21 protein-coding genes and 1 tRNA gene are annotated in these 23,492 nt (G+C 66.5%); 8 read left to right on the top strand and 14 right to left on the bottom strand.

Annotation, left to right across the window (positions count from 1 at the left end):
• Window positions 1–93 precede the first annotated feature (93 nt).
• Window positions 94–1,329: an aldo/keto reductase gene (locus Pla108_RS16905; protein ID WP_146446148.1), complete on the bottom strand. Its 1,236-nt coding sequence runs from the start codon at window positions 1,327–1,329 to the stop codon at window positions 94–96.
• A gap of 245 nt (window positions 1,330–1,574) precedes the next feature.
• On the bottom strand, window positions 1,575–3,728 hold the full coding sequence (locus Pla108_RS21050) for an ATP-dependent 6-phosphofructokinase (protein WP_197526648.1): 2,154 nt from the start codon (window positions 3,726–3,728) through the stop codon (window positions 1,575–1,577).
• Window positions 3,729–4,015: 287 nt separating this feature from the next.
• On the opposite strand from Pla108_RS21050, the gene Pla108_RS16915 reads away from it, so the two are divergent.
• Entirely contained in the window at window positions 4,016–5,029 is a 1,014-nt protein-coding gene (locus tag Pla108_RS16915; protein ID WP_146446149.1) for a hypothetical protein, read from the top strand.
• 24 nt (window positions 5,030–5,053) lie between these two features.
• Here Pla108_RS16915 and Pla108_RS16920 read toward each other — a convergent pair whose 3' ends face one another.
• The 6 genes from Pla108_RS16920 to Pla108_RS16945 form a co-directional block, all read right to left on the bottom strand.
• Complete coding sequence (locus Pla108_RS16920; RefSeq protein WP_146446150.1) at window positions 5,054–5,896, bottom strand: hypothetical protein; 843 nt, start codon at window positions 5,894–5,896, stop codon at window positions 5,054–5,056.
• Between the two features lie 10 nt (window positions 5,897–5,906).
• Window positions 5,907–7,034, bottom strand: coding sequence for a UDP-galactopyranose mutase (glf, locus tag Pla108_RS16925; protein ID WP_146446151.1), 1,128 nt, complete (start codon window positions 7,032–7,034; stop codon window positions 5,907–5,909).
• 35 nt (window positions 7,035–7,069) lie between these two features.
• On the bottom strand, window positions 7,070–7,846 hold the full coding sequence (locus Pla108_RS16930; protein WP_146446152.1) for a polyprenol monophosphomannose synthase: 777 nt from the start codon (window positions 7,844–7,846) through the stop codon (window positions 7,070–7,072).
• A 310-nt stretch (window positions 7,847–8,156) separates the two neighbouring features.
• On the bottom strand, window positions 8,157–8,360 hold the full coding sequence (locus tag Pla108_RS16935) for a CsbD family protein (RefSeq protein WP_146446153.1): 204 nt from the start codon (window positions 8,358–8,360) through the stop codon (window positions 8,157–8,159).
• A gap of 221 nt (window positions 8,361–8,581) precedes the next feature.
• Entirely contained in the window at window positions 8,582–9,520 is a 939-nt protein-coding gene (locus tag Pla108_RS16940) for an SDR family oxidoreductase (protein WP_146446154.1), read from the bottom strand.
• Window positions 9,521–9,634: 114 nt separating this feature from the next.
• Window positions 9,635–11,248: an ExeA family protein gene (locus tag Pla108_RS16945; protein ID WP_146446155.1), complete on the bottom strand. Its 1,614-nt coding sequence runs from the start codon at window positions 11,246–11,248 to the stop codon at window positions 9,635–9,637.
• 189 nt (window positions 11,249–11,437) lie between these two features.
• On the opposite strand from Pla108_RS16945, the gene Pla108_RS16950 reads away from it, so the two are divergent.
• From Pla108_RS16950 to Pla108_RS16960, 3 genes are all read left to right on the top strand, one after another.
• On the top strand, window positions 11,438–12,118 hold the full coding sequence (locus Pla108_RS16950) for a phosphoribosylanthranilate isomerase (protein WP_146446156.1): 681 nt from the start codon (window positions 11,438–11,440) through the stop codon (window positions 12,116–12,118).
• 248 nt (window positions 12,119–12,366) lie between these two features.
• Window positions 12,367–13,728 carry an adenosylhomocysteinase gene (gene ahcY, locus Pla108_RS16955; protein WP_146446157.1) on the top strand — a complete coding sequence of 454 codons (1,362 nt, stop codon included), beginning with the start codon at window positions 12,367–12,369 and terminating at the stop codon, window positions 13,726–13,728.
• Window positions 13,729–13,887: 159 nt separating this feature from the next.
• Window positions 13,888–14,532, top strand: a complete 645-nt coding sequence (locus tag Pla108_RS16960; protein WP_146446158.1) for a DinB family protein — start codon at window positions 13,888–13,890, stop codon at window positions 14,530–14,532.
• Here Pla108_RS16960 and Pla108_RS16965 read toward each other — a convergent pair.
• The 3 genes from Pla108_RS16965 to Pla108_RS16975 form a co-directional block, all read right to left on the bottom strand.
• The gene (locus Pla108_RS16965; protein ID WP_146446159.1) at window positions 14,504–15,298 is read right to left on the bottom strand and encodes a hypothetical protein; all 795 of its coding nucleotides are present in this window, start codon (window positions 15,296–15,298) and stop codon (window positions 14,504–14,506) included. The two genes, Pla108_RS16960 and Pla108_RS16965, sit on opposite strands and share 29 nt — an antisense overlap.
• Window positions 15,299–15,471: 173 nt before the next feature.
• Entirely contained in the window at window positions 15,472–16,086 is a 615-nt protein-coding gene (locus Pla108_RS16970; RefSeq protein WP_197526649.1) for a hypothetical protein, read from the bottom strand.
• Between the two features lie 550 nt (window positions 16,087–16,636).
• On the bottom strand, window positions 16,637–17,353 hold the full coding sequence (locus Pla108_RS16975; RefSeq protein ID WP_146446161.1) for a hypothetical protein: 717 nt from the start codon (window positions 17,351–17,353) through the stop codon (window positions 16,637–16,639).
• Between the two features lie 284 nt (window positions 17,354–17,637).
• On the opposite strand from Pla108_RS16975, the gene Pla108_RS16980 reads away from it, so the two are divergent.
• The 3 genes from Pla108_RS16980 to Pla108_RS16990 all read left to right on the top strand — a co-directional run bounded on the left by Pla108_RS16980 (window position 17,638) and on the right by Pla108_RS16990 (window position 19,660).
• Window positions 17,638–18,381, top strand: a complete 744-nt coding sequence (locus tag Pla108_RS16980) for a ParA family protein (protein WP_146446162.1) — start codon at window positions 17,638–17,640, stop codon at window positions 18,379–18,381.
• Entirely contained in the window at window positions 18,378–19,364 is a 987-nt protein-coding gene (locus Pla108_RS16985; RefSeq protein WP_146446163.1) for a ParB/RepB/Spo0J family partition protein, read from the top strand. Before Pla108_RS16980 ends, Pla108_RS16985 begins: the two co-directional genes overlap by 4 nt.
• Window positions 19,365–19,586: 222 nt before the next feature.
• Window positions 19,587–19,660 (top strand) — tRNA-Pro (locus Pla108_RS16990).
• Window positions 19,661–19,957: 297 nt separating this feature from the next.
• Here the strand turns inward: Pla108_RS16990 and lhgO are convergent.
• From lhgO to Pla108_RS17005, 3 genes are all read right to left on the bottom strand, one after another.
• Window positions 19,958–21,154, bottom strand: coding sequence for an L-2-hydroxyglutarate oxidase (lhgO, locus tag Pla108_RS16995; RefSeq protein ID WP_146446164.1), 1,197 nt, complete (start codon window positions 21,152–21,154; stop codon window positions 19,958–19,960).
• Window positions 21,155–21,285: 131 nt separating this feature from the next.
• On the bottom strand, window positions 21,286–21,801 hold the full coding sequence (locus Pla108_RS17000) for a flavin reductase family protein (RefSeq protein WP_197526650.1): 516 nt from the start codon (window positions 21,799–21,801) through the stop codon (window positions 21,286–21,288).
• A 7-nt stretch (window positions 21,802–21,808) separates the two neighbouring features.
• Window positions 21,809–22,126: an MTH1187 family thiamine-binding protein gene (locus Pla108_RS17005; protein ID WP_146446166.1), complete on the bottom strand. Its 318-nt coding sequence runs from the start codon at window positions 22,124–22,126 to the stop codon at window positions 21,809–21,811.
• 225 nt (window positions 22,127–22,351) lie between these two features.
• Here Pla108_RS17005 and Pla108_RS17010 point away from each other — a divergent pair, with 225 nt between their 5' ends.
• Window positions 22,352–23,419: a DUF1207 domain-containing protein gene (locus Pla108_RS17010; protein WP_146446167.1), complete on the top strand. Its 1,068-nt coding sequence runs from the start codon at window positions 22,352–22,354 to the stop codon at window positions 23,417–23,419.
• Window positions 23,420–23,492: the final 73 nt, after the last annotated feature.

Here is a 23,492-nt window from a genome sequence, read left to right on the forward strand (position 1 = left end):
CGGGGGCGGGCTTGTCCGAGTCTTCGCGGCAGAGCGGTGTGGTTATTCCCAGCCCCCCCGAAAGGTGATGACCCGGTCCCCACGGTTGATGAATCAGTCGCGTCCGAGTCGCTCGACCTCGGCGCCGCCAAGCATCAGGTGCGCGTCGCGTAGCCAGTCGACGATTTGGTCGGCGAACGGCGATTTCTTGTACGCCTTCTCCAAACGCTCGGCGGTCATCGTGTCGAGGTGCGCCGCGCCGAGCCCCGAGAACCAGTGCCCGCCGTTCCCGAGCAGGTTGTAGCGCATCTTGCCGTACTCGGTGAGGTCGTAGGCGAGCGCCAGGTGCCGCAGCCAGAGCACGATGGGCGCGTTGATATAGCCGGCGTTGTCGCCATCGTCCCAAGCCGGGAGGCCTTCGCGGAAGCGGTCGGCCGCGTCCTCGCCAACCGCCTCGACCATCGCCTGCCGTAGCCGCGCGAGGATCGGCGGCAGCACCTCGTCGAGGCGCTCGAGCAGCGGCAGCGCCGACATCTGCAGGTCAAAGTCGCTCGGCTGCGAAGCGCCGAGGCTGAGCGTGTGCACCTCGGGCCGCTGCAAGCAGAAGAGGCTGTTGAAGACGATCGGGTGCAGCGGCTCGCAGAGCTCGACGAGCTTCGCCGGCGGCTTGTAGAGCATGCCCCCCTTATCATTGGGCGAAATGATGAAGACGCCGACGTCGTGCTTCGTCGCCGCTTCGACCGCGGGCCAGTTCCATTGATTGATGTAGTACCAATGGAGGTTCACGTAGTCAAAGCCGCCCGCCAACTCGCACGTCACCGCGTCGACGATCAGGTCGGTCGAACCGTGCGTCGAGAAGCCGACGTGCCCGCAGCGGCCCTCCTTCTGCAGCTGGCGGGCCACTTCGAGACACCCGCCCGGCCGCACCGCGTGCCAGAGGATCTCGTGCGTGTTGATGCCGTGCAGGCCGAGCAGGTCGACGCGGTCCATCCGCAGCCGCTCGAGCGAGTCGAGCACCTGGCGGCGGAACTCCTTGGGGTCTTTGTGGGGGGCGATCTTTGTCTGAACGATCAGCCCCTCGGGGCCCCCCTGCGCCGCTACGGGGCGTTTTTCACGCAACTCGGGCAGGACCAGCCCTAGCTGCCGCTCGCTGGTGCCGTAACCGCGGGCCGTTTCGATGTGGGTGACGCCGAGCTCCATGGCGCGGTCGATCGTAGCCCGCAAGTTGCGCTGGTTCTCTTTCTCGACGACGTCGAGCGCGGCGTCGTCCCAGGTCTGCTGGTAGCGCATCCCGCCGCAACTAAAGACCGGCATCGAGAGGTCGGTGCGTCCAAAGCGGCGGTACTGCATGGCGGCGGCTCATCGGGGGCGGCCCGCCGCCGACCCTTGAGCGGTCGAGTACGGCGGGCGGATCGCCCCTATCGTCGCCGGCCCGGGGACCGACGCCAACCCGCCCGGCTCGGGGACCACCGACGCGGGTCAGGTCTCCGTTTGCCGATTCGCGCAGGAAAAAGGGCGACGCGTCTTGGCGCGCCGCCCTTTCCCACGGATTGCGTAGCTTGTCAGTTCACTCGGCTCAGTTCACTCGGCTCAGTTCACTCAGCCAGCGCTTCTTCCAGTGCCGAGCGCGCCTCAGAGACCAAGTCCTCGCCGTGCGGGTCGTCGAGAGGCGAGGCGGCGGGCTTAGACATTTCAGCCGTCGCTGCCGCGAGCTTTTGCTTGACCATGTCGGCGACCGAGAGCTCGGAGACGGCCGGCTCGACCACCGCGTCTTCGGGCGCCTCGTCCCGCTTGGCCTTCGCGGCCGCGGCGATACGCTCGGCCAAGATCGCCTGGGCCGCCGAGAAATCGGGCTCGGGTTGCTTCGCGGGCGCGGACGGCTCGGTCTCGGCGTTGGTCGGCTCCGCCTGCTGGTCCTCCTCGGCGGGCGAAGCCGCATCGTCTGGATCGAGCGACAACGCCGCCGCGGCGACCGCTTCGATGTCGGTCTCAAGGACCGACGGCGTGGCGTCGGCCTCCTTGATTGTGTCGGTGGCGGTGTCGGCGTCGGCTTCGTCCGTCTCGGGCAGTTCCACGGCGCCGTGGATCAACTCGTCGGCGTCCGCCACCATTTCGAGCACCGACTCGGCAATCTCCTCGGCGGCGGCGTCTTCATCGCTCGCCTCGGCGGTCGTTTCGGCGGTCACTTCGAACGCGTCGGTCGGCTCGGCTTTGAATTCGGCGACGGCGCTAGGCGCCGCGACCAAGTCCTCGGCGTCCGCCTCGGCGTCAGCGGTGACTTCGGCCACCAATTCGTCTTCTTTGGTGACTCCGGCTTCCGCCTCAACTTCGCCGAGCTCTTCCGCAGGCGTCGTGGATTCTTCGACAGGCGTCTCGGTCTGTTCGACGGGCGCCGGGGTGACGGCAGCCTCGGGAAGAACGCTCTGCTCTTCCGTATCTGGTTCGGCTTGGTTCGTCAGTTGTTCGGAGGAGTCGTCGGTATCGACTTCCGCCGTGACTTGTGGGGCGATCTCGACGGCCGCAGCGCTGGACGCGACGACCGGGGCGATCTCCACGGGAGCGGGTTCGGTCGGAGCGCGTTCGGTGACTTCTTCCGACGCCGGCTCCTCGCAAATCGCCGCTGCGGGCTGGCGGCATTCGAAGACGTTCTGGCCGATCTCGTCGGCCGGGCGGTCGCCGAAGCTGATGCCCAGCGCGCGGGCGGCCTGGACCGCGGGGCCATCGGGGTTGACCTGCCGGAGGACGTTGACCGCCTCCATGATCGGCACGCTGTTCATGTCGGGCGGCTGGCTGCAGATCATCTCGCCGAAGCGGCGTTCGTGCACCAGACGGACCGCGTGGGCGCCAAACTGCGTGGCGAGGACGCGGTCGAACGTGGTCGGCTTACCGCCCCGTTGCAGGTGGCCCAAGACGCTCAGGCGCGTCTCGCGGTGGAGGCGGCGTTCGATCTCGTCGGTGACGGCGCGGCCGACGCCACCGAGTTTCATCTGCTGGCCATTGCGCTGCTCGCCGACCATCCCGCCATCTGGCAGGTGGGCGCCTTCGGCGACCACCACCAGCGTGAACTTCTTGCCGAGGCTCTCGCGGTGCATGATCTTGTGGCAGACGTGGTCCCAATTCCACTTGATCTCGGGGAGCAGGATCACGTCACCGCCGCCGGCGATGCCGGAGTGCAGCGCTATCCAGCCGGCGTGGCGGCCCATGACCTCGAGGACCATGATCCGTTCATGGCTCGCGGCGGTGGTGTGCAATCGGTCGAGGGCGTCGGTCGCGCACTCGATGGCGCTGTCGAACCCGAAGGTGAAGGCGGTCGCCGAGAGGTCGTTGTCGATTGTTTTGGGAACGCCGACGACCGGGATGCCCTGCTCGTGGAACTGCTGCGCCACGGCGAGCGAGCCGTCGCCGCCGACACAGATCAGCCCGGTGATGCCGAGTTGTTCGATCGTCTGCTTGACGCCTTCGATCAGGTGGGGCTCGATCTCTTGCCGGTCCTGTACGCCGACGGTGGCGGCGAAGCGGCCTTTGTTCGTGGAGCCGAGGATCGTGCCGCCCTGGTTGAGGATGCCACGGGTGCTGCTCGGCGTCAGGTGGACGTACTGAACGGGGTCGTAGAGCCCCTCGTACCCTTTCAGGAAGCCGACGCAGTCGTAGCCCATCTGGTGCGACGCCTTCACAGCGCCACGGATCACCGCGTTGAGGCCGGGGCAGTCGCCACCCGACGTGAGAATGCCGATTCGTTGCTTGCTCATGACGAACTACTCGTGACGGAAAGGAGGGCTAACCGAGAGCCCGATGTGCACAGCGGTTGAAAAGTCTTTGCAACGCTAGGTCATGCCCCGAGCGAGTCCGGATAATGCGGCAGGACACACCCCCGCCCAGCAAGCGGCGAAGTTCGGTCGCGCCTCTGGTAGCGGTGGCGCCGATTGGTCTGGGCCCGCGCCGCCAGGCCCGCTAAAAATCGCCAAACATGGACTCACGCCGCGATGGGCATGCTGTCGCTGCCGGCGCCAACCACGGCACTCGATGGAGAGCCCCGATGCGACTTGTCACCGTCACGCCCGCCGGAAGGCGCCGCTACCTCGAGGCGCTGGTCCCCTACCTGCTCCGTAGCCGCGATGTGATCGCCGAGCACCGCTGGTGGGTCAACACACGCAACCCGCAAGACCTGGCGTACCTGCACGGTCTGGTTGATCAGTACCCCGACTTCTTTCGTCTCGTGGTCGAGCCGATCGACCCGCAACTCCGCATCGGCGAACAGATCTGGCGCTACATGCGAAGCTGCGACGAGGCGGAGACGGTTTACGTCCGCCTCGACGACGACATCTGTTACATCGACGACGGGGCCATCCAGCGGCTCTACGAGCGTCGCGTCGCCGACCGCGAGCCGTTCTTGGTCTTGGGGTTGATCGTCAATAACGCGATCTGCAGCCATTTCTACCAACAAGCGGGCGTGCTCCCCACGTCGTGGGGCGTGGTGGGGCAGGACTGCATGGACGAGGTGGGTTGGAAGAATCCCCACTTCGCGCGGCGGGTCCATCGGGCCTTCCTCGCCGACTTGCGGGCCGGCGACATCGGCCGCTGGCGCGGTTTGGAGACCGCGTTCGACGGCGTCCGCCGCTTTAGCGTGAACGCCATCTGCTGGCGGGGCGAGGACATGGGGCTCGTCGATGACCGCTGGCGCGATGACGTCGACGAAGAACTTTTCGTGACGGACGATCTGCCGCGGCGGTTCAACCGGCCGAATGTCATCTGTAGTGAAGCGCTGTTTGGGCACTACGCCTTCTTTACTCAGCGGAAGTTCCTCGAGGGCGTGGCGCCAGAAATCCTCGACGCGTACCGGCGGATCGCCGTCGCGGCCGACCCCACTCAGGCGACTCCACCATCGCCCGTAGAAGCCTCGCGGCTAGCAGTCCGCCGCAATCAGGGCCGACTGTATTGGAACGCCCGCGCCGTCGTGCATGGCGCCAAGAATCTGCTCAAGAGGGTCGATCCAGTGGCGCCGGCTGTGGAAAGCGCTGATGAAGCGACAGAGACACGAAACGCGGCGTGAGCGTTGAAGTCGCCGCCCTGCACGCTAGGCCGCCTGTCGTCGACCGAGCCATCCTTCCAGCAGCGGACGATTCCACATCTCGGTCCCTTCGGCGGTTACCCCGCGGACCCGCGCCGTGCCGTTGAGCAGGGCGCGACGGTAACCTCGCTTCCGGATGCCATGCCGCCGGCGGATCGCCCTGAACTCGTCGCCCGGGGTGACGCCCATCTTCGCGAGCTTCTGATAGAGGCTGCCTGTTGCGAGGGGGCGGGTGTGCTCGACCCCCACCGCGTCGATCACGCCGATCTCGCGCTTGGAGTACAACGACGCCCAGAGCCAATCGAGGCCCCACGACGAACGCGACTCTTGGAAGGTCGGCAGGCAGCGCTGCAGCGCCTCGCGGCGGAACAGCGGGCACATCACCTCGGCGTAGCCGGTGAAGCGAACCTCGAATCGCGGGTCGACACACAGCGCGTTGTACGAAACCTCGCCCGCGGCGATCGCCGGCTGCGCGATCTGCAGCCGATATTTCTCGAAGAGGTCAAACAGACGATTGATGCGCGGGGTGTCGGCCGCAATGTCGTCGTCGGGCAGCCAGACGCGCTCGTAGCGGGCAAGCAAGTCCCGCAGCTTCGTTGCGGCCAGCTCTTTTAGCCGCCAGTACTTGAAGCCCTTCTCGGCCAGGTAGAAATCGCACTCTTGCCGCTCCCGGTGGCTCGGGTCGTCGCCGAAGTAGACCAGCGCGAGGTCGAACCGGCGTGGTTCGCTCCCCTCAAGGCCCGTCGCCCCGTTTTGCCCCGTCGATCCGCCCAGCCATGTCGGGTGAACCGATTGGTCACCGACAAATGAAAGCACCAGGTTGCCGTGGTCGGATCGAGAGTTCGACATACAGACGCACCTAGGCGGCTCGACGTATAGTTTGCGGCAGACCCAACTCGCGGTCGGCGGTGGTTAACGCCTCGGCGATCACCTGGTGCATGTCGTAATAGCAGTAGCTCCCGAGTCGGCCGCCGAAGACGACATCGGGGCGCGTCTCGCGCGCCAGCCGTGCGTACTGGTCGTAGAGGCCCGAGTTTTTCACGTCGCGGACCGGATAAAACGCCTCGCCGCCGCGCGTGTACTTCTGGGGGAACTCGCGCGTGATGACACTGGCTTCGCACGTCTGCATCGCGAAGTGCTTGTGCTCGACGGTCCGCGTGTATGGGACGCTCGCCTCGGCGGCGTTGACGATCGCGGCGCCTTGGTGGTCGCCCGTGACGTGCTCGGTCTCGAACCGGAGCGAGCGGTATTCGAGCTCGCCAAAGCGGTAACCGAAGAACTCGTCGATCTTGCCCGAGTAGACGAGCTTGGCGCCCGCGGCTTTGAGCTCTTGACGGTGGGCGAAGAAATCGACGCCGGTCTCAATCTCGATCGACGGGTGGTCGAGCAGATTCTCGAACAGCCGCGTGTAACCGTCCTCGGGGATTCCCTGAAAACGGTCGTTGAAGTAGCGGTCGTCCCACGTGAGGCGGATCGGGATCCGCCGCAAGATCGAAGCCGGCAACATCCGCGGGTCACGGCCCCATTGCTTGGTCGTGTAGCCGTGGACGAAGAGCTCGTAGAGCTCGTGCCCCACTTGCGAGAGGGCCCACTCCTCGAGGTTCGCCGGCTTCTCGATGGGGACGCGCGCCTCGGCGAGTTTCTTGACCGCTTCGGCGGGGGTCGTGACGCCCCAGAGTTGGTGGAGCGACAGCAGGTTGATCGGGAACGAGAACATCCGGTCGCCATGCCGCACCACGCCGCGGTGGCGGTAGGCGTTCATCCGGGTGAATCGGAGGACGTAGTCCCACACCCGCTGGTTGTCGGTGTGGAAGATATGCGGCCCGTAGCGGTGGACGTCGATCCCCTCGACACGCTCGGAGAAGCAATTGCCGGCGATGTGGGGGCGACGGTCGACGAGCAGCACGCTGCGACCCGCTTCGGCCGCTTGGCGGGCGAAGACACTGCCGAAAAGGCCGGCGCCGACGATGACGTAATCTGCTGGCACGGCTTCCTTGCCGATTAAGGATTCTCTCTACGTTGTTAGACGCTAGCAGCGTCTGACGAGGCGGTTGACGGGGACGGTATGTTTTTTCCCGTCCACTCGACAAGGCCGATCCGCAATAGCAGCGCAACGGCTTTCCGAACCTCCGCGGCGTTAATCTTCGACGCCCCGGCACGGCGCTCTGTGAAAGTGATCGGCGTCTCGATGAAGGTGGCGCCCGTCCGTTTCAATCGCCAGAGGATTTCCTCGAGGTAGGCGTACCCGGCGCCTCGCATCGAATCGAAGTCGAATCCACGCAGGATCTCGACTCGATAGGCCCGGAACGCGCCACTCGAATCGCGCGTAGGGAGACGCAGAAGCAGTCGGGCCGCCGCATTGACCAGCTTGCTAGCAACGCGCCGTCGGAGCGGCCAGCCGACGATCCGCCCGCCGCGGACGTAGCGGCTGCCGATCGCCACCGACGGCCCGGTCGCCCCCACCGGTAGCAGGGCTAGCAGCTCCGGCAGTTTTTCGGGGGGGTGGCTCCAGTCGGCGTCGAGCGTGCAGATGAGGTCGTAGCCTTCGGCGATCGCCAGCCGCATGGCGGCGAACGTCGCCGTGCCGAGACCCAGCTTACCGGAGCGATGGAGGACCCGGACCCGTGGGTCAATGGCGGCCCGCTCGTCGGCCCACTTCCCCGTGCCATCGGGCGAGTTGTCGTCAATCACCAACAGATCGGCCTCCGGCAGCGCCGCTTCGATCGCGTCGATGAGTGACGGCAGATTTTCGCGCTCGTTGTAGGTGGCGACGGCGACGAGCGTGCGGAGGTCGGACATCCGTCCCATGATCGGCCGTAGCCCGATCAGCGTCGAGCGTCCCCCCTCGCGATCAACTAGCCAGGCCGCATCGGCCCGGGCGGATCGGGCACGGGCCGGTTCGGTGGCGGGTCGTGCAGCGGACCCGGTTGAGGCGGGTCGCCGGGCTGCGGAATGCCGGGTTGAGGGGGCTGCGGCGGCACGAAGTCGGGAGAGGGAGCATTAGGCTTTGGGTCGTCCGGCCCCGGCGGAGGCGCCGATCCGGCGCCGATACGGCTCACATTCATCGTTCTATTCTCCCGTCCTCGTGCCGCTGAGGCCCATTGGTCTATTAACAGTTGCAAGACGTCTCAAACTCGGCGACTTGCTTCTCGGCCGCCTCGCGAGCGACGCCGTAGCGCTCTTGCACCTTGCCCACGAGTTGGTCGCGTTTGCCACCAATGGTGGTGAGGTCGTCGTCGGTGAGCTTGCCCCATTGTTCTTTTACTTGACCCTTGGTCTGGGTCCACTTGCCTTCGATCTGATCCCAATTCATCGCACCAGTTCCTTATGAGGTTGTCGAGGAGGTCGCCGCGGCGACTTGCAACCCAGAGCAATGCAAACCGGGCGCCGAAGCGATCGACGCTAGGGGGCAACCCGCTCTGCAGCGGACAGCGGGATGAGAAATCGGCGAGATGATCGTCGAGCAACCCGAGAGATTCCGACGCTGCCAATGAAGGTCGACGCCAATGGGTGGCGCCAAAACGCTCGTCGAGGCTAGCCGGCGATCGACTTGTAGTAGTCGATCGACCGCTTGAGGCCGTCGGCGAACGCCACCTTGGGCTCGTAACCGAGCAGGGTGCGGGCCAGCGTGATATCGGCGAGGCTCTCGCGGATATCCCCCTCCCGTGGCGGGTCGAAGATCGGTTCAACGCTGGCGCCGAGCGCCGCGTTGATGGCCGCGATCAGGTCCAGCAGGGTGGTGTGCCTTCCGGTCGCGACATTAATGACGCGGCCCGACGCGGCCGGGGCGTCGGCCGCCAGCAGGTTCGCTTGGACAACGTCCTCGACGTACACAAAGTCCCGCGACTGCATGCCGTCGCCGTAGATGACGGGCCGCTCGCCGGCGAGGAGCTTCGTCACGAAGATCGGGATCACCGCCGAGTACTCGCTGGCCGGGTCTTGCCGGGGGCCGAAGACGTTGAAGTAACGCAGCGCGACCGTCTCGAGTCCGAACGCCGCGGTGAACGCTTGGCAGTAAAGTTCGCTGGCAAGTTTCGACGCCGCGTAAGGTGACAGCGGCTTGGGCGGATCGGTCTCGCGCTTGGCGGCGGAGAGCTGGTCGCCGTAGGCCGCGGCCGACGCGGCCATGACGACCCGGCGGACGCCCGCTTCGCGCGCCGCGGTGAGCACGGCGACGGTGCCGGTCATGCAGGCGGCGTGCGACTCGAGCGGCGTGCGGAGGCTGGCCGGGACGCTGGCGATCGCCGCCTCGTGAAAGACGACCTCGCACCCCTCGACCGCTCTGCGCACCGCGTCGACGTCGGTCACGCTGCCGCGGATCAGTTCCACCTGTCCGCCCAGCGGGGCGAGGTTCTTCTCAAAGCCGGCCGAGAGGTCGTCGAGCACACGCACGCGGTCGCCCCGCTCCACCAGGGCGCTGGCGATGTGCGAGCCGATAAAGCCGGCGCCGCCGGTGACGAGATACGTGGGCATCGGTGAACGTTAAGCGGAAGGCCGGGGACCGTCGCGGGGGACATTGTCCGGGAGTACGTTGCGCCTAACCTTACCTCACGCAAACGAGGGACGCCTCACGCCGCACGGATCGGCTCAACCTTGCCGCAGTTTGGCAAAGAGCTGGGCGTAGTCCTCTCGCCGAACCGACGGCTGCTCGTCGTCTTCGATTTCGACGATCAGGATGTCGTCGGCGTCGGCGACCGCCGCCTTCACGGGAGCCGGCGCGGGTTTGGCAGCGGGGGTGAACGCCTCGTCCGCCATCAAGCCATCGACCGCGGCGTCGATCGCCGCAAGGGCGCGACCCAAGTCGGTCGGCCGGCTGTTCACCACCGGTGCGGCGGGGATCACCCGCTCGAGTTCTGAGTAGGGGTCGAGGACGACCTCTTCCTCATCGAAGTCTTCGGCGAAGGGATCGGCGGCGAGCGACGGCTGCGGCGATGCGGCTTGGGCGGTCGGCTGGTCACGCGGCGCCGGCTTGTGCGCGACGGGTTCGTCGACGCCTTGGATCGCTTCGATGCGGTGCGACGCGGCGGCGACCTCCTCGTAGAGCTCGTCGGCCTCCTGCAGCAGGGCCTCTTCGTCGTCGTCGAAGCGGGTCGAGGCGCCGGGGAACGCGTAGGCGACACACGGCTCGTCGTCGTCCTCGTCGTCGATCGGCTCCAACGCATCGGCTTCTTCGGCTTCCAACGCCGGCAGGTCGCGGAGCTTGTCGCCGGCGTTCCAGACCCCGTCGCTGGTGCGAAGGTTGTCGTGGAGGCTTTCGGGGAGATCGTCCTCAAACGCGTCGGCGGGCGCCTCGTCGTCGAGGACCCCGAACTCGATCGACGAGCCGGTCTCTTCCTTGGGCGTTGTCGCCGCGATCCGAGAAGTCGCCGGCGACTGCCACGGCGCCGCCAGCTGGTGCAGGTCGCTCCACGCCTCGCCGATCGCCGCGGCGTCGATAACCGTCCGGCCTTGTTCGGTCGCCAGGACGATCGCCCGGTCGCAGACCTGGTTCACCAAGCGAGGAAGCCCGTCACTGGCGCGGGTGATCGAGCCGTAGACGTCGGTCGCCAGCAATCGGTCCGGGTCACCGCCGGCGACGGCGATGTGGGCCCGCACGTAGCTGGCCGTCTCCTCGCGGTTGAGCGGCTCGAGGTAGCACCGCGCGGCGATCCGTTGGCTGAAAGCGTCGAGCTCGGGCGCCGTGAAGGCCTCGTCGAGGGCGTGCGTCCCGACCAGCACCAGACGGACCCGCGGCGCCCCGTCGGACGCGACGTTCGAAAGCACCCGCAATTCCTCGAGCAAGCGAACCGGCAGGGACTGAGCCTCGTCCACCAGGAGGGCGACCCCTTCGCCGGTCGCGGTGGAGTCGGTCAGCAGATCGGTCAAGGCGAGCCGGAGCTCGCCCTCTTCGCGGTCACGGTACGGCGCGCCGAGGCCGTGGAGGATTGCTTGCAGCAGCGCGCGACGCGTGCAGAGCTGGGTGCTCGCGAGGCGGACGACCGAGAGCTTCGTGGCGAGTTCGGCGGCCAGGACCTCGAGCAGCATCGTCTTGCCGACCCCGGGGGCGCCCAGCAGCAACGCCGGTCCGTCGCCCCGCAAGACACATTGCGTCAACCGATGGCGGGCCGCTTCGCTGCTGGCGGCGGCGAAGTAGCGATCGACTCGGGGGTGCGCCGGGAAGGCGCGTTGCGAAACGGTCAGCGTAAGCGAGGGCGACGACATCGCGGTAAGGCTCCGAGCGGTGAGGCGTCACCGATTGGCGGTCGGGGCACAGCGGCCCCGGTAGTTGTGGCTAGACGACCGTCATTGCCATCGGCGATGTGGGCGGTTCTGCTTGACTCGGCTCTCACAAGGCGTTCGACGCCATCGCTGCTAGCAGGTTGGATAAATCCTATTACGTCACGTGTGTAAATGTTCACTGTTAAGGTTTGCGGCGTCACTCGGGCCGTCGATGCGCAGGTCGCCGTCGATGCGGGCGCCGATGCGATCGGGCTCAACTTCTACCCAGCGAGCCCCCGCTATGTGACGCCGGAGGTGGCGTCCAATATTGTCGCTGCCTTAACAGGCCACCCGCTGGTGGTGGGCGTCTTTGTCAATGCGACTGCGGCCCAGATCGCGCAGGTGGTGGCCCAGGTCCCACTCGGCGCCATCCAACTGCACGGCGATGAGCCGCCAGAACTCGTCGCCGAAATGCCGCCGGGCGTGCCGGTCATCCGCGCGGCCCGGATCGACGCCGCCGGCGTCGCGACCGCCGCCGCCTACCGCGACGCCTGTGCGGCGACGGGCCAACCGTTGGCGGCCGTTCTCTTGGACGCGTCGGTCCCGACTGCGCCGGGCGAGGCGACCGTCTACGGCGGGTCGGGCCACCGGCTCGACTGGCCGCGGGTTGCCGCAGAACGCCACCTGCTGTCGGGGACGCCGCTCGTCCTGGCGGGGGGGCTCACGCCCGAAAACGTGGCGGAGGCGATCACCACCACCGGCTGCGAGGGGGTCGACACCGCGTCGGGAGTCGAATTGTCGCCGGGGGTAAAATCACCCCAGTTGGTGCGGGACTTTGTCCGAGAGGCCCAGAAAGCCCTCCGGGGCCGTTGAAGACTCCTCGGTTCTGCGGTTAAGCCCCGAACCGACTGGTTGAGTCACCCGGGGGGTCTACCTTATGCTGTGGGGCTGCCCCCTCCGACGCACCACCCTTGCCGGAACCCTGACAGCGGCCTCCATTTCCTTAGGGTCGCTGCTGAGTAACCCAAGCTTCGCTGGCTTACGGAAGTCTCGCAGGCTTAACGACGAATCGCTGGCGGCACGGCCGGCGCCCTTCCACCCCGATCCCTGGAGGTCCCCCCGTGGCGACCGCTGCAACTGAGAAGCTCTCCTACAAGGTTTTGGACTGCACGCCCGAGGAGTTCGAGCGTCTGGCGAAATTCGGCCGCCAAGAGATCAACCTCGCCGAGAACGAGATGCCGGGCCTGATGGCCCTCCGTGAGAAGCATGGCAAAGACAAGCCGCTGAAGGGCGCCCGGATCGCCGGTTGCCTGCACATGACGATCCAGACGGCCGTCTTGATCGAGACGCTGATCGAACTCGGCGCCGAGGTCACCTGGTCGAGCTGCAACATCTACAGCACGCAGGACAGCGCCGCCTGTGCGATGGCCAAGGCCGGCATCCCGGTCTTCGCTTGGAAGGGCGAGACCAACGAGGAGTTCGACTGGTGCATCGAGCAAACGCTCTTCGCCTTCCCGTCGGGCGAGCCGCTTAACATGATCCTCGACGACGGTGGCGACCTGACCGCCATGGTCCACGACAAGTTCCCCGAGTTGCTGGCCGGCATTAAGGGCCTCTCGGAAGAGACCACCGCGGGCATCCACCGCCTCGAGGTGCTCGCCAAGAAGGGCCGCCTCGCCGTCCCCGCCATCAACGTCAACGACTCGGCCACCAAGAGCAAGTTCGACAACCTCTATGGTTGCCGCGAGTCGCTCGCCGACGGCGTCAAGCGCGCCACCGACGTGATGCTCGCCGGCAAGGTCGCCGTGGTCTGCGGCTACGGCGACGTCGGCAAGGGTTGCGCCCACAGCCTCCGCTCGTACGGCTGCCGCGTGATCGTCACCGAGATCGACCCGATCAACGCCCTCCAGGCGGCGATGGAAGGCTTCGAAGTGACGACGATGGAAGAGGCCTGCTCCGAGGGCAATCTCTTCGTCACGACGACCGGCAACAAGGACATCATCCTTGGCAAGCACATGGTCGAGATGCGGGAGGACGCGATCCTCTGCAACATCGGTCACTTCGACACGGAGATCGACATCGCCTGGCTCGAGGCGCAGGTCAAGGCCGGCAAGGCGACTTGCGACGTCATCAAGACCGAGAGGGAAGGCGCCGTCGACCGCTACACGTTCAAGGACACGGGCCGTTCGATCCTGACCCTGGCGAAGGGCCGTCTGGTGAATCTCGGTTGCGCCACGGGCCACCCGAGCTTCGTGATGAGCAACTCGTTCACGAACCAGACGCTCGCTCAGCTGGAGCTGTGGAACAACGCGGGCGAGTACGAGAACCAGGTCTACCGTCTGCCGAAGCGGCTCGACGAGGAAGTGGCCCGTCTGCACCTCGAGAAGATCGGCGTCAAGCTGACCACGCTCACCGCCGAGCAGGCCGACTACATCGGCGTGCCGGTCGAGGGCCCCTACAAGCCGGACCACTACCGATATTGAGCTGAGCGAGGCCTGCGTCCTCAGGGACAGTCCTCAGGGATAGGGCGTCGAGGAAGAAAACGAAAAGCCGTCGGCGCGAGCCGGCGGCTTTTTTATTGGCCCGGGCGTATAGAATCAGGGCCGCGGTTCGGCCCCTCACTCAATCGATGGAGTTTGGCTATGCGTATCTCTTCCCAAGGCCTCGCCTGGCTGACGCTCGGTCTTCTGGTCGCCACTGGTCCCGTTTCGAACACGGTGGCCCAAGAGCCCGTGACTGAGTTGGCCGTCTCGACCGGCGCCACGCTCTCGCTACCGACGCCACCCAACGACAAGAAAGGCTGGGCGCCCGAGGGCGAGTTCGCCGAGTTGCTCGAACGCATGGGCGACGCGACCGCTGCGTCGCGCGAGGTCTTCAAGCCGCTGTCGGCCACCCAGATGAACTGGCGCCCGCCGAACGGCACCCACACCCCGCGCTGGAACGCCGAGCACCTGGCGGCGACGCAGCTGCGTTTGTTCTCGCAGGTCTACGCCGCGCTCGACCCCGACCACCACACCGAGATCTCGATCGGTCCCGAGCAGATGCCGGACGCCTACGTCCCGGCTCACCCCACCTGGTCCGGCGCCCAAGAGGCCGAGCAGATGGAGCGGATCGGCGACTACGTCCGCGGGTTCGCCTACCTGCTCGAGGACGCCGATCTCGACAAGCCGGTGAAGGGGACGCGCTGGGCGCCACGCAAGCTAATGGACCTGATGGTCCGCCACTACGGCCAGCACACGGCGAACGTCGAGGCGAAGTTCACCCTGCCCGACTGGCCGAAGGAGTGACGCGAGCCTTCGCCCGCTTCCTACGGCGTCTTCTCAGCAGCCAGTCTAGCCAGAGATTGGTCGCCCACGCGACGGGCCGGTGAATCGCCCAGGCGATCCCCGAGCTAACAACGATCGCTAGAATCAGCGGCACAATGAAATCGCCGGTCAGCGTCAGCAGGCTCAGCAAGACCGACAAGATGGCAGTGATCGCCATCAGCCGCCAAACGGTGAACCGACTTGTTCTGTCTCCGTCGGGACACCTTCCTCGGCGGCGGAGGGCGCTCATCGATCCGAGGTATCCCCCCGCTTGATCGGCGGCGATCGCGAGAAATCCGCCCGCAACCTGAATAGCGAGCATCCAAGCAATGCCCGCCGACATTGCGTTTGCTGAGGCTTGAATCGAGCCAATATGGAACAAGCCCCCAGCCGAACCGACCACCGAGACCGCCGAGCCGCTAATCCATCCGGTCGTGTCGCGACGGATCGGCTCTGCGATCAGCCGCTGGCCGAGGTAGACGCAGGGCAACAGGATCAGGCTGAGCAGGCCTCCCCACAGGAAGCTCATCAACCACCCCAACGGGATCGAGATGAAGAGAATGGCCGCCATCATCCCGGCGCCAGGCATCATCGCGAGACTCAACGGCAGGGAAATCAAGCTCCGCAATAATGCGGCATTGGCGCCCATGATCGCGATCTTGCGCCCCATCCGCCACCAGTACCGACGGCCTGACACCCCCAAACCAAGCTGGTCCGGACCACGGCGGACTAGATGGAAAGACTTCATACTTCGAGGAAGCCGGGCCGGGATTGAGGCCGCGTTCTAAGGGCAAGACGTGGTTGCCTCGACGTTGCAAGAGAACGTTGAGGAGGAGTGGCAGCTTAACCTGCTAAGGGTGACGCTGCGAATCCAACTCGGAACGGGCGTTGGCTTCACGTTGAATCCTCCGCAAGCCGCGCCTACCGGTGTCGGCGGATCTGTCGGCTGACAAGCCACGTGGTCGGCCTCCATGTCGCTACGGTGACCACGGAGGCGGCCGCCGAGCTGAGCAACAAGGAGCGGCTGAACAGGTCCGCGACTTGCAGGAAGGTCAGCACCGCGGAGATTGGCAGCATCAGCGCCATCAGCCGCCAGAGGGTGAGCCTGAAGGGCGCTGTGGGGAGCCGCCCCAATTGTCGTCGGTGAAAGTCGGCCCCCCCCGCCAAGCAGCCAGCGACTTGCCCCGTCCACATCCCCAGGGCGAAGAGGACCACCCCGAAGAGATTGGGGGCGACGTTTTCCGAAAGGGCGAGGAAGCCGAACAGTTGTAGCGAGGCGTAGGCAACCAGCGACCCGGCTACCCGACCGATCTGGTCTCGACCCGGCCGTTCGTTGCCGACGGCCAGGGTCAAGGCGACCGCAGGCAGAACGACAGCCGCGACACAACATGTCCCAACTAGGCCCATGAGGAGGGCGAGCGGGGTGATCGACAGCACGGACAGGCTGGGCCTGATCGGGAAGCCACCAGGAAGGCGCCCGAAGGAGACGGCGCCCATGACTTCGAGAACGCCCAGTACGCCAAAAATGAAGAGCACGAACGCAGCGTAGAACCCTCCCGCCCGCGCGCATTGGCCCCCTAGTTGGGTCCAGAATTCCGCCCGCGATTGCCGGAGCCCGAGGCTCCACCGCGACGGCAGCAACGAGGACCGCCGGAGTCGCTTCAGCTCTTTCTCCCGAAGCGCTCTTGCAAGGGGGCTGAAGGAGTCCGGCATGGCGACAGGTGGTGCGTTGGGTTGTGAGCGAGCGAGCGTCGTTCTAGGTGGTGTTGACCTTCTCCTGGCGACTCCGTCGCCCGATCTCCCACCCCTTGATGGGGAGGGTCGGGGAGGGGTGAGGAACCCGGGTACCCGGGGCGCCCCCCTCCCCACGAGCGGGAGGGGGACTTAGCGACTCGGTCTCCCTACGAATTTTCAACAAGACCTAGCGATCATTTCTTTTTGGCCACTGGAGTCTCTATCCTAAGGGCCGTTCGGCAGGGGTGCGCTGGGCGCCACAAGACGTGTTTCACGTGAAACGACCTTGCCGTTGGCGTCGACGGGGTGTTCCACGTGAAACAGCGTGGCGGCGGGGACGGCGCCGGTTGTTTCACGTGGAACGCTCCGCGAGCCGCGCCGCCCGGCGGCGGCGGAGCCGGCGGTCGAGCCAGTGGTTCACCAGCCAGGTGCTCGGCGGCCACGTCAGCACGGCGCAGAAGGCGGCGCCGAACAGGGCCATCGCCATCGTCGGCGTCAGCAAGTCGGTCAGCTGGAGAAACGCCAACAACGCCGAGAGCGGGACCGTCACGGCCAACAGTTGCCAGATCGAGAATTGCACCGGGGACTTGTTGTGGCGTCCGTGATAACGGCGACGGAGGTCGGCGACACCCGCCAGCGAGCCGGCCACCTGCCCCATCGCGATCGCCAGGGCGACGTGTAGCTGGCCCAGCACAGCGACGATCAGAGCGTCCCAGTTCGTGAAATTGACAGCGATCAGCAACCCGATCGGCAGTGTCGCGACCGCCGCCACGAGGGAGCCGCCGAGGCGACCTATCGAATCCCGCGCAGCGTGCCGCTCGACACACAGAGTCGTTACGACGAACAACAAGGGCAGAGTGACCAACGCCACGACGCCTGTCCAAAGGAAGCCAATGCCGAATTGGGCGGGGCTGGCGAGTAGGACCGCCGCAGCACCCGCCAGGCATCCGAGCAGCGGTTGACCTTGGCCTAAGCCAAGTAACGCGACCAGCGAAAGGGCCGTCGTGATCAGGATCCAGAGGGCGAACACAACTACCGGATAAAGTCCTCCCGCGAGGGCGATGCGCACTCCTAGCAGGATCCAAAAATCGTCGCCCGGAGAGACGACGTAGACACCTCGCCCTGTCGGGGACCGCGAACGGAGAGGTTCGCCCGGATTGGCCATTTGGTCGTCGTTGAAGGCAGAGCGGGTCTCGGCGCCAGCATAGACGCCCAACCGCTAACTGGCGTTCCCCTTCACCACGGTGGCCGCTAACCTCCGCCCGCCGCGGTCGAGGACGACGCGGCTCGCTCGCAAAACGCTCGCAGCGTTCCGTCCTGATACCTCACCCCTCAAGCCTCACCCCCTCCGCCATGGGCCGCGTCCTCTGCATCGCGAACCAGAAAGGGGGCGTCGGCAAGACGACCACCGCGGTGAATCTCGCCGCCGCCCTCGCCGCCGCGGGACGCAAGACGCTGCTCATCGACCTCGACCCGCAGTGTAACGCCACCAGCGCGATCGGCGGCGAGCCCACCCCGCGGCACCCGCTGGTGCAGCGCACCCCGCTCCGCGACGCCGTGACGGCGACCGAGATCGCAGGGCTCGAACTGCTCCCCGGTAGCCGCAGCTTCCACGACGTCGACCACCTGGCGACCGCCGGCGGCGGCGAGTCTCGCCTCGTGGCCGACCACCTGGCGGCGAGCCTCAGCGTCTACGACGCGGTGCTGGTCGACTGCCCCCCGTCGCTCGGGACGCTCACCGAGACCGCCCTCGCCACGGCGGACGAGGTCGTCATGCCGCTGGAGTGCGAGTACTTCGCGATGGAGGGGCTCACCCAGATGATCGAGCTGGTGAAGCGGGTGATGACCCGCCGCAACAGCCGTTTGCAGCTCGGCGGGATCCTGCTAACCAAACACGACCCCCACCTTGAGTTGACCCACGAGGTCGAGCGCGAGGTGCGGGAGTTCTTCGGAGAGGCGGTCTTCCAGACCGTCATCCCGCGGGACGTCGCCCTCGCCGAGGCGCCGAGCCACGGCCAATCGATCTTTCAGTACGACTGTCGCTCGCGCGGTGCGCGGGCATACATCGAAGTTTGCCAGGAGGTGCTCTCGCCATGAGCAGCCAACGTCGCTTGGGTCGCGGATTAGAAGCCTTGCTCGGACGCTCGCTCGACGAGCCGGCGCACGCGCCGGTTCCTCAGGCCACCCCGGGAGAGGAGGGCGAGGCGATCGCTCCGCTCGCCGTCGAGGACGGTGTGATGACGCGCGACGAGGAGGGCCAGCGTTGGCTCGACCTCGGCGTGATCGAGGCCAACCCCTTCCAGCCGCGGAAGCACTTCGACGAGGAGCAGATCGCCGACCTCGCCGACTCGATCCGCGAACACGGCGTGCTCCAGCCGCTGGTCGTGCGCCGGATCGACGGCCGCTTCGAGCTGATTGCCGGCGAGCGCCGCCTCCGCGCCGCCCAGGCCGCCGGCTGGCAACGCGTCCCCGTCCAGGTCCGCAGCGTCGACGACCGCGAGCTCTCCGAACTAGCGATCGTCGAGAACGTCCAGCGCACCGACCTCAACGCGATCGAGAAGGCGACCAGCTTCGACCGTTACCTCCGTGAGTACGACTGCACGCAGGAAGAACTATCGAAGCGGATCCACATCAACCGCTCGACGATCGCCAACCTGGTCCGGCTGCTGGAGCTGCCGGCCGAGGTCAAGCAGATGGTCATCAGCGGCGAGCTGACGCAGGGCCACGCCCGCGCGCTGCTCGCGCTGCCGGCCGAGAAGCAGAGCCAGTACGCCCAGCAGGTCGTCAAGGAAGGCCTCTCGGTCCGCAAGGTCGAGCAGCTGGTCCAAGACGCCACCGGCGGGGCGGGCCTCCGCGTCGTCGGCGACGACGGCGTCAGCCGCCAGCCCGGCGCCGGCCGCAGCGCGCAGTTGGCGTCGCTCGAGCAAGAGCTGACGACGGCCCTCGGGACGAAGGTCGCGCTCAGCCAGAACGCCAAGGGCGCTGGCAAGATCACCCTCCACTTCAAGAACGCCGACGAGTTCGACCGCCTGCGGGCGGTGCTGAAGGGCTCGGACCAAGCGTCGAGCGCTGTCGCCTAGCGGCGGAAGCCTTACCGATCAATCCTTGTGGGAGGCGTCTCCCGACGCCGATGACGGATTGCCTGCTGAATCGGCTGGCAGCGCGTCATCGGCGTCGGGAGACGCCTCCCACAGGCGTTTGCTGGGGTAACTGCCCCCAGACGGTCGTTGTGGTGAACCGCCCGCCGGCGTACGATGTCTTGATCCTCAAGCCGAGGGCTTCCGGGCCCCCGGCAATCCCAACGGGGCGTGGCGCAGCTTGGTAGCGCGACTGCTTTGGGAGCAGTAGGTCGCACGTTCGAATCGTGTCGCCCCGACTGAGTTGTTGGCGGTCTCAGCTTGGCTCTCGCCAAGACTTCGCCACGTTGTTGGCGGTCTCAGCTTGGCTAGCGCCAAGACTTCGCTACGCGTTTCTGGCGGCCTCTGCTTGGCAAAACTGAAAGTAGCGCTGCCCGAGGCTAGCGCCTACGGCTCAAGCAGTGGTCACCTCTTGAGCCGTAGGCGCTAGCCTCGGGCAGCGCCAGTTTTGGTGGAAACCCGTGTCAGCGGTTGCGCTTGGGAGCGCAATCTCCGTCCGCCCTCCGACGGCGAATCACCTGACGCCGGTGTTCGACTTATTCGCCGCCCACCAGCCGGTCGACGATCAGCGACCCGATGTTCAGCGACGCCGTTGCGGCGGGGCTGGGGGCGTTCAGCACGTTGACGACGTGGCCCTGCTCTTCGATCAGGAAGTCGTCCACCATCGTGCCGTCTGACAAGACCGCCTGGGCGCGGACCCCGGCGGGCGCCGCGACCATGGCGTCGGCCGTGATGTCGGGGACGAGGCGCTGCAGCGCTTTGACGAAGGCGCCCTTGTTGACGCTCCGCCACATCTCGCCGGCGCCCATCCGCCAGTGCTTGGCCGCCATCCGCAGGAACCCGCCGTAGGTGAGCGACTCGGCGAGGTCGGCCACGTTGAGCGTTGTCTTGCCGTACCCTTCGCGCGCCAGGGCGAGCACCGCGTTGGGGCCGCACTCGACGCCGCCGCCGATCATGCGCGTAAAGTGGACGCCGAGGAACGGGAACGCCGGGTCGGGCGTCGGGTAGATCAGGTTGCGGCAGAGGTGCTCGGCGCTCGGCTTGAGTTCGAAGTACTCGCCCCGGAACGGCACGATCTTCGAGTCGGGCTTCGCGCCCGACAGCTTGGCGACGCGGTCGCTCTGCAGGCCGGCGCAGGTGACGACTTGGTCGCCAACAAAGTCGCCGGCGGTCGATTGGACCACCACTTCGTCGGCCGACTTACGGATCGCGGTGACACGGGCGCCGGTCACCACTTGGCCCCCCGCGGCGGTGACCTTTTCGGCGAGCCGGGCGCAGACCGCGCTGTAGTCGACGATGCCCGCCTCGGGGACATGGATCGCCGCGATGCCGCGGGCGTGCGGCTCGAGTTCGGCGAGGCGTTCGACGCCGATCCGCTCGCAGGTGACGCCGTTCGCCTGGCCGCGGTCGTAGATTTTTTCCAGCGCGGGCAGGTCCCCCTCGTCGACCGCCACGATGACCTTTCCGCACAGCTCGAAGGGGATGCCTTCCTCCTGGCAGAACGCCTCCATGGCCCGCTTCCCTTCGCGGCAGTTGATCGCCTTGAGCGAGCCCGGCTTGTAGTAGATGCCCGAATGGAGGACGCCCGAGTTGTGCCCCGTCTGGTGCTGCGCGACGGAGGACTCTTTCTCTAGCAGCGTGACGAGGGCGCCCGGCCGCCGTTGCGTGTAGCGGTAAGCGGTCGCGAGTCCGACGATGCCGCCGCCGACAACGAGGAGGGAGGATTTAGCCATCGAACTTAGCCATCAATCAAACGTGGAGGGGCCATCAAACGTGGGGAGTCTCAAGAAGTCACACAAAGCAAGACGTCACACAAAGCAAGTCGGGTCCGAGCCGGCGACCGGAGCGGGCGGCCTGGAGCCCCTCAATAATGATCACCACGCTTGCGGACATGAACCGTCGGGGCCGTCTCGCTGAGAACCCGACCGGCGGTGACCCGGGCCACAAAGACACGGTGGTCGCCGGCGTCGGCGGCGCCCGCCAGCTCGCATTCGATCAGGGCGACCGCGTCGGCGAGGCCGTTGGCGCCGCATGCTGTCGCTGCTAGCTCGAGCCCCTCGAACGCCGGCTCGCCCGGCTCGAAGCCTTTGCCGAAGTGCTTCATCAGGCCCCGACCCCCTTCGCCGACGACGTTTAGCACGAAGGGCTCACCCGCCTCGATCCGGTCGCAAACGGGACGGCCCCGTTTGAGAGCGACGCTCACCATCGGCGGGTCGAATGCGGCCTGCTGAACCCAGCTAGCGAGCATGCCGGTCGCCTCGGCGCCTTGGCCGACGGTGAGGATATAGATGCCGCTCGGCAGGCGGCCGAGCGCGGCGAAGGCTCCGTCGTTGAGGAGGGGGTCGTTGGAGAGGGGGCCGCTAGGGGAGGGGTCGCTCACGCTGCTGTCAGGGGTTGGTTCGAGAGAGGGATCGACCGAGCTTTGCCTCGACGCTCGCCACCTTGCTGCGGAGCCGGCCGCTATGGCCCGGCCGGTAGTCGAGCTTCGCCGAGCAGGTCACGCGGCGGCTCTTGGTCGCCAGCTGCTCGATGCAGCGCTGCATCAACGCCAGCACCTCGGGCAGCTCGCCTTCGACGATGGTCCCCATCGAGTGCAGCTCGTACGGCAAGCCGCTGGCGTCGATCAGCTCGACGCACTCGGCGACCGCGGCGCTGACGCTCTCGCCAGCATCCATCGGTACGAGGCTCATTTCGAGAAGAACCAAGGCGAGATCGTCACTTCCGGAGGGGGTGGGGTGGGGCGACCCGGGCGGGCTGTATCGGTTGTAAGGTTTTTGCGGCCGATCGTCGAGGGGCGCCAGCTCGTAACTCAATACCGGTATAGAGGTTACGAACCGTCAAGTTTGGTCTAGGGGGTGGCCGATCTAACCGCTACCCTCCGCACGACTAGCGCCCAGCCTCGGCTAGGGACGGCTCTACCTGCGTCCACTATGATCGCCCACCGCAAGAACGCCTTCCTCCTCACGCTCTTGGCGACTGCCTGGGCCGGAGGGGCGATCGCCCAATCGCCGGCGGTCGATCCGTTCCTCGCCGCCGCGCGGCTAGCGCAGCGGCCGGTCTCGAACGGTGTCGGGCAAGGGGGCGTCCAGCTGACGAGCGGCTACGCGCCAGTCGAGTATGCACCCGTCGAGTACGCGCCGGTTGATTACGGACAACCGACTCCCTACTTGGGCCCCGAGGTGGGCGCTCCCAACGCCAATTGGGGTTACGCCAATCCGACCGGCGGCTGGGGTTGGGAGCTCATGCCCGATGGGCTGATCTACCGCAGCTACCAGGCCGGCCCGCGCGAGTCGCGGCTCGGCCTGCACACGATCCAGAACAGCTACCCGGGCACAAAGAGTGAGATCGCCTGGGACGCGACCCTCGGCGGCCGCAAAGGCGTCGTCCGCTTCGGCAATTGTGACCCTACAAACCCCGTCGGCTGGCAGCTTGATCTTGAGGGGGCGACGATCGTCCGGCTCAATCTTGACGAGAACCGCGATGTCGATTCGTCCGACTTCCGTTTTGGCGTGCCGCTCACCTACACGGCCGGCGACGGCGTCGCTTACAAGTTGGGCTATTACCACCTCAGCTCGCACCTCGGCGATGAACTGATCGCCCGCACCGGTGTGAACAACCGGGTGAATTACGTCCGCGACGCGATCATCGCGGGCGTCTCGTACCAGATCGTGCCGAGCGTGCGGATCTACGGCGAGACCGCCTACGCGTTCTTCACGGCCGGCGGCGCCGAGCCGTGGGAGTTCCAGTTCGGCGCCGAGTACTCGCAGCCCGGCCCCACCGGCTTCGCGGGGACGCCGTTCATCGCGACCAACGCCCACCTCCGCGAAGAGCTGGAGTTCGGCGGCGACTGGACGCTCCAGACCGGCTGGCTCTGGCGCGGCAACACCGGCAGCACCCTGCGGCTTGGCCTTCACTATATGAATGGCAAAAGCACGCAGTACCAGTTCTTCGACCGGAACGAGGAGCAGTTCGGCCTCGGGCTATGGTGCGATTTTTAGGGCCGACGCCTGAGGCTTGAGACTTGAGTCCTGAGGGGTTAGCAGCGAAGCTGCTGTTGTCCTCAAGCCTACC

Source organism: Botrimarina colliarenosi, assembly GCF_007859955.1.
Lineage (GTDB): Bacteria > Planctomycetota > Planctomycetia > Pirellulales > Lacipirellulaceae > Botrimarina > Botrimarina colliarenosi.